The sequence below is a fragment of the Streptococcus danieliae genome, assembly GCF_009767945.1.
In the GTDB taxonomy this organism is placed as follows: Bacteria; Bacillota; Bacilli; order Lactobacillales; family Streptococcaceae; genus Streptococcus; species Streptococcus danieliae.
Genome location: NZ_WSRS01000065.1, coordinates 1 through 10038, shown reverse-complemented (window position 1 = coordinate 10038; position 10038 = coordinate 1). Strand labels below are relative to the sequence as shown.

10 protein-coding genes and 1 pseudogene are annotated in these 10038 nt (G+C 47.0%); 4 read left to right on the top strand and 7 right to left on the bottom strand.

Features of this window, described 5'->3' with window-relative positions; all coding sequences use genetic code 11:
* Nucleotides 1–285: 285 nt before the first annotated feature.
* Entirely contained in the window at nucleotides 286–1485 is a 1200-nt protein-coding gene (locus tag E5983_RS07005; protein ID WP_160333164.1) for an MFS transporter, read from the bottom strand.
* A 3-nt stretch (nucleotides 1486–1488) separates the two neighbouring features.
* Between E5983_RS07005 and E5983_RS07000 the strand changes: the two genes are divergently transcribed.
* Complete coding sequence (locus tag E5983_RS07000) at nucleotides 1489–1818, top strand: IS3 family transposase (protein ID WP_160333163.1); 330 nt, start codon at nucleotides 1489–1491, stop codon at nucleotides 1816–1818.
* A gap of 15 nt (nucleotides 1819–1833) precedes the next feature.
* Complete coding sequence (locus tag E5983_RS10200; protein WP_373683178.1) at nucleotides 1834–2106, top strand: IS3 family transposase; 273 nt, start codon at nucleotides 1834–1836, stop codon at nucleotides 2104–2106.
* Between the two features lie 183 nt (nucleotides 2107–2289).
* On the opposite strand, the gene E5983_RS06990 is transcribed toward E5983_RS10200, so the two are convergent.
* Genes E5983_RS06990 through E5983_RS06970 form a run of 5 tightly spaced genes read right to left on the bottom strand, consistent with a single transcriptional unit; the run spans nucleotide 2290 to nucleotide 8032 of the window.
* Nucleotides 2290–2481, bottom strand: a complete 192-nt coding sequence (locus E5983_RS06990) for a hypothetical protein (protein ID WP_160333161.1) — start codon at nucleotides 2479–2481, stop codon at nucleotides 2290–2292.
* Between the two features lie 41 nt (nucleotides 2482–2522).
* Entirely contained in the window at nucleotides 2523–3299 is a 777-nt protein-coding gene (proC, locus tag E5983_RS06985; protein WP_160333160.1) for a pyrroline-5-carboxylate reductase, read from the bottom strand.
* 9 nt (nucleotides 3300–3308) lie between these two features.
* The gene (locus tag E5983_RS06980) at nucleotides 3309–4547 is read right to left on the bottom strand and encodes a glutamate-5-semialdehyde dehydrogenase (RefSeq protein WP_160333159.1); all 1239 of its coding nucleotides are present in this window, start codon (nucleotides 4545–4547) and stop codon (nucleotides 3309–3311) included.
* A gap of 8 nt (nucleotides 4548–4555) precedes the next feature.
* Nucleotides 4556–5620, bottom strand: coding sequence for a glutamate 5-kinase (gene proB / locus E5983_RS06975; protein ID WP_160333158.1), 1065 nt, complete (start codon nucleotides 5618–5620; stop codon nucleotides 4556–4558).
* A gap of 39 nt (nucleotides 5621–5659) precedes the next feature.
* Entirely contained in the window at nucleotides 5660–8032 is a 2373-nt protein-coding gene (locus tag E5983_RS06970; protein WP_160333157.1) for a pullulanase, read from the bottom strand.
* A 143-nt stretch (nucleotides 8033–8175) separates the two neighbouring features.
* On the opposite strand from E5983_RS06970, the gene E5983_RS06965 reads away from it, so the two are divergent.
* Together E5983_RS06965 and E5983_RS06960 are read left to right on the top strand one after the other, a co-directional pair.
* Nucleotides 8176–8715: an ECF transporter S component gene (locus E5983_RS06965; RefSeq protein WP_160333156.1), complete on the top strand. Its 540-nt coding sequence runs from the start codon at nucleotides 8176–8178 to the stop codon at nucleotides 8713–8715.
* 139 nt (nucleotides 8716–8854) lie between these two features.
* A complete protein-coding gene (locus E5983_RS06960; RefSeq protein WP_160333155.1) occupies nucleotides 8855–9262 on the top strand; it encodes a DUF4430 domain-containing protein in 408 nt (135 codons plus the stop codon).
* Between the two features lie 97 nt (nucleotides 9263–9359).
* On the opposite strand, the pseudogene E5983_RS06955 reads toward E5983_RS06960, so the two are convergent.
* Nucleotides 9360–9731: pseudogene (locus E5983_RS06955) on the bottom strand (ATP-binding cassette domain-containing protein); the annotation flags it as partial.
* Between the last annotated feature and the right edge of the window lie 307 nt (nucleotides 9732–10038).

The following is a 10038-nucleotide window of genomic DNA, read 5'->3' as shown; positions in this document are numbered from 1 at the left end:
TCGAAAGAAAAAGTGTTGTTTTTAGAACTGTTATTTGTTAGACTAAACATATGGGTTTCCTTTCTGATTGTGATTTTTTTGATGCTTATATCATAAAGGGGAACCCTTTTTTTGTCCAGTCATATGTCTCACCCAATGGGTGAAAATCAAAAATTTCTAGAAACCTTGATCTATCAGGGATTCTGGAAGTTTTTTTAGTTATCTATGAATAATTCGGGATTCATTATTTTTCTATTTAAGGGCACCTCTAAAAACTAAATTTCTGAAAATCTAAATGTTGATTTATCAAGGTTTGAGTGATTCAATTTGAAGAAAAACTGGGGTTTTTAGAGGTCCCCTTAAGAAAATCCAAATTGTTACAGCAGAATAAATAAACGCTGCAATCAGGTAAATAGACTGTATTCCAATTTGGCTACTTAAATAACTAAAGATTAGTAACGAGCTCGATGAAGTAATCGTTAAAATAAGCTGTCGTAAAGTAAAAATACGTCCGACAGAATATGTGGGTGAATTTTCTTGTATCAACGATTGCTGGACTAAATCTCTGATTTGGTAAGGAATCCCTATTAAAAAATTAATAACCAAAGCAAACCAGGCAATTTTATTAAAAGCATAAATACCTGTCAAAATAGCAACTAGGAGTGATGAACCAAAAATAACTTTTCCTCCCAACCTAGAAACAGCTTTAGAGTACCTGATACTGATAATACCACCTAATATAGATCCAACAAAATAGGCTGCTCCTTGAAAGCCCCACCATTCCTCTGGTAAGCCCAAAAAACTAGTAGTAAAAAATAAGAGAAAGGTTTGTGTCCAAATAACATTCGCAATGGACTCACATGTGTCCATAATGGTTACATTTCTCAATTCTGCAATATGGAATAAATCATCCCATCCTTGCCGCACTCTCTTACGATACGAGAGCGAGTCTGCTTGTACCCTATATTTGACATCAATTTGCCGCAAAAGAACTACCGATAGAAGCAACAAAATGATGATGAGGTAAAACACTACGAATGGTTTGAGCACTAAAACAACTGGTATACCAAGAGTCCAAATAGCTGTCTGAAATATTTGAATGACAGTATAGAAAATTCCATTTAAACGAACTCTATCATCCATAGCAATATGTGCCAGTAAGACACCCTGTGCAGGTGAGAGAGCGCTCCCTATAAAGCTCAACAAAAATGTCATCAGTAATACAGTAGGGATACTCGTATAGGTCACCGCCAACACCATGATAAGAAAAATTTTACACAACGATGTTCCTGCCATAATTCCCTTGGCTGAGAGTTTATCAAATAGGTTGGACAGTAGAATACTGCCCAATATTTTTGCAACTGAGCTAATTACTAGAATCATACTCGTCTCAAATAAGGACTGACTCTTTTGATAAACAAAGAGTATTAAAGCCATATCCAGCAATACTCCTGCCAGTATAGTCAATACTTGAGAGATTAAAAACTTGATAAAAGATTGATTCATTTCATGATTTCCCATTCAAAACCTAAAAAATCTGATACAGACCTAGAAGAAAAAGTTAAATCAAGTTTCGAGAGTAGCCGTAAAACCTATGGGACTAGATGCATTAAGTCCGATCTTGAGGATCAGGGAATTACTGTTTATCGTCGTAAAATTGGTCAAATTATGCAGAAATACAAATTGATTTCCAAATATACTCTTACTGCTTTTAAGCCCGGCAAGAATGCTTCAAATAAAGATGATTTACTAAATATTGTAAACCAAGAATTTAGTGCAGATAGACCGATGCAAAAACTCACTACAGATTTAACTTATATCAGAGCAAGTGGAAAATAGTGTTAGGCGTGTCTTATTCTTGACTTGTATAATCGTGAAATTGTTGGTTGGTCAGTCGGCTCTAACAAGAATGCAGATTTGGTACTTGATGCGATGAAAAGTATTCCATATGATCTTGATAAAGTTGAAGTTTTCCATACTGACAGAGGGGCTGAATTTGTTAATGCGTACAAATTTAAGTCCTTAGAACAACTTGCCCTACTAACACACGATTATATTCATTGGTGGAATCACAAGCGTAAACATTCTACACTGAACAATTTGTCGCCATTAACATTCAAAGCTTGAAGCAAACTAGCTCCGGCTTGAGGTTGAGCTGAGTAGTGATAGGCTGGTTTTCCAAAGGCTGCTTATGGCAGCTTTGTCAGCCGGTAAAATCACTACTCAGGAGACTCAAGGTCAAGCCGGAGTGAACGATGAAAACTCCTTATAAAAAGTGTCCGATTTAGGGTTGACATTACACTCGAATAGTCATGTTGACAAATCTTCTTTATTCTTTTCGGCCTTTGCTTTACGGATTTCCATCAAAATACCAAGGAATAGCACAACCAAGCCAGCTAAGAGTCGTGCGAGCCAAACATTGATCGGTAAACTTTCGAAGATGGGTAAGGCAATCTTGCCGATCATCACGTAAATGATCAGTTCCAACATGAATTTAAACATAGCTAAGTTCTCCTTTCACGATTGCAGGAGCAGGGGGCTTTCTACTGGCCCTGTTCTTTGGTTTTTTGGACAGCTGCTTTGGTCGCTTCCATGAGAGCGGCGCGGAAACCGTGTTTTTCTAGACTGACAACTCCTGCGATGGTGGAGCCGCCTGGGGAGGTGACTTCTTGGCGGAGTTGGGCGGGGTGTTTATCGGATTGGAGGGTCATCTGGGCGGTACCGAGGAGGGTCTGGGCGACTAGGGCTTGGGCGTCTGAGGGTTTGAGACCTTGCTCGATGCCTGCGTCGGTTAGGGCTTCAATCATTTGGTAGACGAAGGCGGGGCCGCAGCCAGCGAGGGCGGTGGCTGCGTCTAGGAGGTTTTCTGGAAGCTGCATGAGGCGGCCACTTGCGGCGAGTAGGTGTTCAAGGAGGGGGGCTAGGTCTGGGTTGGCTAGGCTGTAGGTGGTCATGCCTTGGCCGATGGCTACGGGTGTATTGGGCATGATGCGGATGGTGTGATCGAGGGGCAAGTGCTGGGCTAGGCTAGCTAAGGGGACACCTGCTGCCATGGATATCCAGACTGTCTCTGGTTTAGCTAGGGGGGCTAGGTCTGGGGTTAGGCTGGCTAGGAGGTAGGGTTTCACGCCTAGAAAAACCACATCGGCTTGGCTAACCAGGTCTTGGTTGCTTAGGAGGGTTCCGTTTGTCAGTTGTGCGAGAGTATGGGCTTTGGCTGGGTTGTGGTTGCTGAGGAGGACTTGATGGCCTGGGACTTGCGCGACAGCTTGAGCCAGGGCACCTCCCATATTTCCGGTACCAATAAATCCAATTTTCATGGGCACCTCCTAGCGGGTCTGGCCTTGGCCGCTGATGACATACTTGTAGGTTGTCATTTCGCTGAGTCCCATGGGACCACGTGCATGCATTTTTTGGGTGGAAATGCCGAGCTCACAGCCTAGGCCAAATTCGCCTCCGTCTGTGAAACGGGTGGAGGCGTTGACATAAACAGCTGCCGAGTCAACTAGGAGGGTGAAAAGATCGGCGGCTTGGGTGTCGGTGGTCACAATGGCTTCTGAATGGCCACTGGAATGGTGGTTGATATGGCTGATGGCAGCCTCCAGCGATGGGAGGACTTTGACAGCCATGATGTAATCCAAAAACTCGGTATCAAAATCCTGGCTACCAGCTGGGATAGCTGCTTGCAGGTAGGGCTGAGCAGAGGCATCCGCCCGCAATTCGACCTTATCAGCTAGGGCAGCTTCAAAGGCTGGTAGGAAATCGGCTGCAATGTCCTGGTGGACTAGGAGTACTTCGGCTGCATTGCAGACAGAGGGACGACTGGTTTTGGCATTGACGGCCAGAGCGACTGCCATCTCCAGGTCAACCTGCTGATCAATATAGACATGGCAGAGGCCTGTCCCTGTTTCAATTACGGGAACAGTCGCCTGTTCGACAACGGCTTGGATGAGGCCGGCTCCACCACGTGGAACCAGGAGGTCAATTTTGCCTTTGGCGGTCATCAGTTCCTGGGCGGAGGCTCGGCTTGTGTCCTGCACCAACTCTAGGACTCCTGGATGGACTCCAGCCTGCTCCAAACCTGTTTTCAAGGCCTTGACGATGGCTTGGGCAGAGTTGAAAGCTTCCTTACCACCACGAAGGATTACCGCGTTACCACTCTTGATCGCCAGAGCAGCGGCATCCGAGGTGACATTGGGGCGGCTTTCATAAATCATGCCGATCAAACCGAAGGGAATCGAGCGTTTCTGAATTTGTAAGCCATCTTCACGCACGCGCTCCTCTAACACCAGACCAACCGGATCTGGCAAATCAAGCAAGGCCCGAATGCCTGCAGCCATATCAGCGATCCGTTCGCGGGTTAGAAGCAGACGATCCTGCATGACCGGACTGATTTTCCCCTGGGCAGCAGCCATATCAAGGGCATTGCCGGCTAAAATGGCATCCGCTTGCGCTTCCAGTTGATCTGCCATAGCGGCTAAGGCCTGATTTTTCACCTGGCTGCTGGCAACATTGATGGAGGCCTTGTGCTCCAAAAGTGAATCCAATAATTCCTGTGTACTTGTCATAATCCCTCCTATAAACTGACCCAATCATTACGATGGATCAAGAGTCCTTCTGCTTTACCTGCTTCCAAGTCAGCGGACGCCAGGCGGACACGTCCCTTACCAATTAATTGATGCGATTCCTGACTGTAGACTTCAACCACTTGACCTGCTTCAAATTCGCCTTCCACTTGCACCACTCCTGCCGCCAGTAAGCTGCGTCCCTCCTGTAAGAGGGCCTTGGTTGCTCCGGCATCAACTTCGACTAGGGCGTCTACCCGAGCATAGAAGGCCATCCACTGTTTCCGCTGATTCATGGCTTGGTCCTGAGGTAAGAAGTAGGTGCCGCGATTCGCTTGCGTGACAGCCTGCAAAAGGGCTGTATCTTCTTTGGAGGAACAGATAAAAACTGGAACTCCGGACTTGGTCGCAAGAGCAGCCGCCTGTAGTTTGGTAATCATCCCACCCGTTCCATTGGCAGAACCAGCCCCTGCTGCCATGGCAAATAGCTCTTCATCGATCTGCTCAATTACAGGTAGGTGCCGGGCCTCTGGATCCTGATTAGGATTGGCTGTGTAGAGACCATCCACATCTGTCAGCAAAACCAAGAGATCGGCCTTGAGCAGGGAAGCCACTTGGGCTGACAAGGTATCATTATCCCCGACCTTGATTTCCTCAATGGCGATGGTGTCATTTTCATTAATAATGGGCAGGGCTCGTTGCTTGAGCAAAACCTGCAGGGCTTGCGAAGCATTCTGGTAGCGTCTGGCATCCGCAAAATCATCCTGGGTCAGGAGGATCTGGGCTGTCGCAATCCCGTCCTTCATCAGATTCTGGCTATACTCTTCAATCAAGAGTCCTTGCCCGACTGCAGCAGAGGCTTGTTTTTCAGCAATCTTGGTCGGTCGTTTCGCAAATCCCAAGCGGCGAAAGCCTGCCGCAATGGAGCCCGATGTCACCAATACAATCTGGTGTCCCTGCTGGTGGAGCTGTGCCAACTGATTGGTGATACGGGCGATCTTGATCCGGTCCAAGTGACCATTCTCCTGGGTTAGGGAAGATGTCCCCACTTTAAATACAATGGTTTTCTCTGCCATAGTTCTCTCTCCATTTTTAGTTAGGAAAATTATACCACATTAGAGGCGGATTTTCAGAACCACTCCGGTCAAGGCTTGGAGGATCAAGTCTGTCCCTTGAATCCGGAAGCCGACTTGTTGCGCGGCTGGAATCCCTGCTAGATTAACTTGTTCGCCATCAACCAGGACCTGGATTGAGCTAGCATCGGCTAGGTGGGCAAGGGACAGGGAGCGCTGCTGGTCATCGGCATTGACCACTACGACCAGTGATTCAGCCGGATTCAAAAGGAAACGATAGGCGATCAACAGATCTTCCCGATCCCCTGGGGTGAGGAGCTGGACCTTTTGATCCACCTGCTTGCGATCAGACAGGCGGAATACCCCTTCTGCTTTTCGCAAGGCAATCAAACCACGAGTATAGGCCAGTGTCTTCAGGGCATCGGGGTGACTAGCGGCATCGCGGACCTTGGACCAGTCAAAGCGGTTCACTGCATCAGAGGCGTCGTAAGAATCATGAATAAAATAGGGAAAGCGGAAGGGCTGGCCTGCTTGATCCTCTAGCAGGTAGGACTTATGCGGCGCCAGGGCTGGAGCAACCGGCTCCTCGAAGTCCGGATGGCGGAATTGCTTGGTCCGGCCGTATTCCTGACCTGCATGGAGAAAAATGGTCCCTTGGGCTGTCAGCAAGAGCAGCTGGCCCAGACGAATCCGCCGGTGAATCTCAGCTAAATGGGCTGGGACCTCCGGGTCTTTCTGAATCGATTGGGCAATGATGTCGAACAAGGGCAAATTATCATGTGCCTCAATGTATTGCACCACATCACCCGGCTGATCAGCCTTAAAATTGGTCGGCTGAGCCTTCAGCGATTGGAAGAGGTCATGAATCTTGATCGCACCTCCGGTTAGAAAGGCCGGCTCCCCTTCTGTCGGATAGCCCGACTTAAGGCTATTGCGGAAATGGTCTGAAAAAACAGCGACTTGATCGGTCTGATCCATCCAATCCTGATCGGCTGCTGGTCTAGAATCGTCCTCGTCACCCACATAGGTCCGCCAGCCTTCTCCCAGAATCAAGGCTTGAGGGTTGATTTCCCGAGCCAACTGAGCTACCTGGTCTAGAGTCTCCGCATCATGGTCCCCCATCATATCAAAACGGAAACCATCCACCTTATAGACATCTAATAAATAAGCAATGGAATCGAGCATCAGCCGGCGGGTCATAGTATGAGTCGAGGCTAGACGACCACCACCAAAACTGGTTCGGGCCTCCCCATCCGCATCCATAAAATGATAGTAATGAGGCTCCAAATCCTCAAAAATCCCCAACTGAGCTGTATGGTTGTAGACCACATCCAAAATGACTCCCATTCCCCGCGCATGAATGGCCGCAATGAGATCTTTCAATTCCTGAATCCGCAAGCCTGGGTCTGCCGGATTTACAGAATACATCCCTGTCAAAGCGAAATAATGCTGGGGATCGTAACCCCAGTTATAATTAGTTCCTCCAGAAGCATAATCCCACAGCCCCTGACCTGCCTGGAATTCATCTGCCAAATAATAGCTAAGAACGGGTAGAAGCTGAATATGGGTCACGCCTAGTGATTGAATGTAGTCCAACCGCTCTTCCATGGCCTGAAAGGTACCAAAAGGAGCCGCTAATTCATCCAGGACTTCTGGATCAGAGGTGAAATCACGGACATGGACTTCATAGATCACGGCATCTTCCCGCCTCTTATAACCTGGAATTTCTGCAAAAGCCAGGTCCCCTCGACCTGTTTTCCGAGGATCCAGAATGGCTCCTTTGGCTACCTGATAAGCTAGACCACGATGCCGCTGCTGGTTCGACCAAGCCGCCAAGGATGGGGTATAAGGATCTAACACGCGCACCACTTGATCTGCCCGCTGAATTTGGTAGTGGTAGAAATAGCCCTGTAAATCTGCCAACCCCAAGTCGGCTCCAGCATCCAGCTCTAAAAACCAGACCCCCTTAGAACTTGCCTTCATAGGAAGAATCGCCAACTCCAAATCTGCATCCTTTTTATCATAGAGAACCAGCTCCACCTGCTGCGCCGAAGGAGCCCAGAAGCGAAACTGGACCTGCCGCGCTCCAGCTCTGACTTCCAAGCCCAAGGGCCCCTCATAGGCAGAAAGCTGATCCAGCAACTGCCAGGCCAAAAAACTGGTCACTTGAGAATCTCCTACTTGCACCCGGTAAGGAGCTGCGGCATTCGTGGCCAAGTGTGCCTGAATCCGTAACGAACGGCCTTCCTGCAACCACTCCACGCACTCCAGTTCCAGTCGTTCCCCAGCTGTATCCCAGACCTGTACTTCTGTTGATAACCGATCCAAGTTTAGATCACTAGGTTCGGCTAGGTACAGGATGAGCTCCTGATCACTGATTTGCTTGGCACTTTTTAAGGAAATTACTGGCCTCATTTTCTTCATCCTTCCCCACTACTTTTATTGTGAAATCGCTTACTATTATAAACACAAAAATACCAGCTGTAAAGCATAATCATTGGACAGGGCCTAAAAGCCTATGTTAAAATGATTTTGAAATCGGAAAAAGAGGTATATCTATGGATAAGCGTGTAGGATCCAGTCGTCGCCTAGCCTTTTTGGCGGTCATGGCAGCCTTTTGTTTTGTGGGACGCCAGATCACCGCCGGCCTCCCCAATATCCAGCCAGTCACAGCGATTTTAATGATGTTGACCCTCCAGTTGACCTTGGCAGACGGCATCATTGTGGCAGCCTTGACCATTCTCATCTCCAATATTTTCTTGGGAATGGGACCTTGGACTATCTACCAGATCCTGACCTATACCATTCTGATGGCTGGCCTCTATGGCTTACGCCCCCTCCATAGGAGGCTGGCCAGCAAACCCAAGCTCCGCTTGGTCCTCTTTGCCCTGGTTGCCTTCTTCTTTGGCTTCCTCTACGGCTTTGTCATTTCCTTTTTCTCCGCCCAAACTTACAGCATCAGCAATTTTTGGGCCTACTATCTCCAAGGTCTCCCTTTTGACCTCCTCCACGCCCTCGGCAACGCCCTCTTCTACCTGATCCTGGAACCCATCCTAAGTCCCCTGATTCAGGTTTTACGCAAACAATACCATTTTTAATACTACTTTCAATCTAAAATCATTGCTCAAACTATTTTGAATTCAAACTAGGCAGCGAGACGCAGGCATAACTAAAGTTAGACAAGTCGAAGCTAACGACGTGTGAATTCAAAATAGAAAGAGTATAAGGAGTCTTTTTATGAAAAAACTTACCCTACTCGCCCTTACTGCCCTAGCCCTCACAGGCTGTGCAACTAATAACCAGTCTGCTACAGAATCCTCCTCATCAACGGCTTCTAGCAGCCAGGTTGTGGAGTCCAAAATTGCCCTTTCTGTTACCCAAGACGGTCAAGCTATCGAAAATAGCCCCTTTGAACTTTCCTTCAAAGAAGGCGACAAACTGCTAGACGTCATGAAAGCGCAAATGGATATCCAAGAAGAAAACGGCTTGGTAACCTCCATCAACGGTGTCAGCCAACAACCAGACGAGCAAAAATACTGGCTCTTCGATGTGAATGGTAAAATGAGTGACAAAGGTGCCCAGGACGTCCAACTCAAAGACGGTGACAAAATCGACTGGAAACTTGAAGCCTACCAAGGAGAATAAAATCAAGCAGCCGTGTGGAAACAAGCCACACGGCTTTTTGTATGGCAAAAGAGTCCTAGCACAAGGCTAAGACCCTTATGGTAGCGAGTATCTACTCCTATAAATCTAAATCCTGCAAAGAATCCATTGTGATTACTTCATCAGCCAGCTCCCACACAACTGGATTATGAGTTGCTATGACTATTAGCCGATTAGGGGCACGAAGGGAAAGTAAAATTTCCATAATCAACTGAGATGTCATAGGATCGATAGAAGCTGTCGGTTCATCTGCCAAAATAAATGGTGGGTCTTTTAAGATTAGCTTTGCTAGAGCAACGCGTTGAGCCTCACCACCAGACAACTCAAAAATCGGCTTATCTAGCTTCAAATAAGACAAACCAACACGCTCAAGAACCTGTTCTTCCTTCTTATGTTGCTCATTCTTAGACAATTTTTGACCGATCAAGCCTAGCTTTAAGGGCACCTCTAAAAACTCATACTTATTGTCGCCTTATTTCAAATAAGTAGGTATTCCTATTTGGTAGTGCGGACGTGAGCAGTCTCCTTCGGAGTCTCATCACTAAATTTTGAGCCAAGGTCTCAAAATCTCCGCCATCTAGCAGTTGTTTTTAACTGCTGATGGTTCCACTACAGTAGAAATACCTGCTTTTCTTTATTTTCACTCCCTAAATTTTATGAGATAATAGAACTACTAAGATGAACGAGGTACTATCATGCTATTATTTTCCGACGATGAACGACTTCTAGAAAAACTGTCACAATTGGGAAATCAACTA

Coding starts and splice junctions, on each gene's coding strand:
- E5983_RS07005 (WP_160333164.1), bottom strand. CDS start 1,485: ATGAATCAATCTTTTATCAAGTTTTTAATCTCTCAAGTATTGACTATA.
- E5983_RS07000 (WP_160333163.1), top strand. CDS start 1,489: ATGATTTCCCATTCAAAACCTAAAAAATCTGATACAGACCTAGAAGAA.
- E5983_RS06990 (WP_160333161.1), bottom strand. CDS start 2,481: ATGTTTAAATTCATGTTGGAACTGATCATTTACGTGATGATCGGCAAG.
- proC (WP_160333160.1), bottom strand. CDS start 3,299: ATGAAAATTGGATTTATTGGTACCGGAAATATGGGAGGTGCCCTGGCT.
- E5983_RS06980 (WP_160333159.1), bottom strand. CDS start 4,547: ATGACAAGTACACAGGAATTATTGGATTCACTTTTGGAGCACAAGGCC.
- proB (WP_160333158.1), bottom strand. CDS start 5,620: ATGGCAGAGAAAACCATTGTATTTAAAGTGGGGACATCTTCCCTAACC.
- E5983_RS06970 (WP_160333157.1), bottom strand. CDS start 8,032: ATGAGGCCAGTAATTTCCTTAAAAAGTGCCAAGCAAATCAGTGATCAG.
- E5983_RS06965 (WP_160333156.1), top strand. CDS start 8,176: ATGGATAAGCGTGTAGGATCCAGTCGTCGCCTAGCCTTTTTGGCGGTC.
- E5983_RS06960 (WP_160333155.1), top strand. CDS start 8,855: ATGAAAAAACTTACCCTACTCGCCCTTACTGCCCTAGCCCTCACAGGC.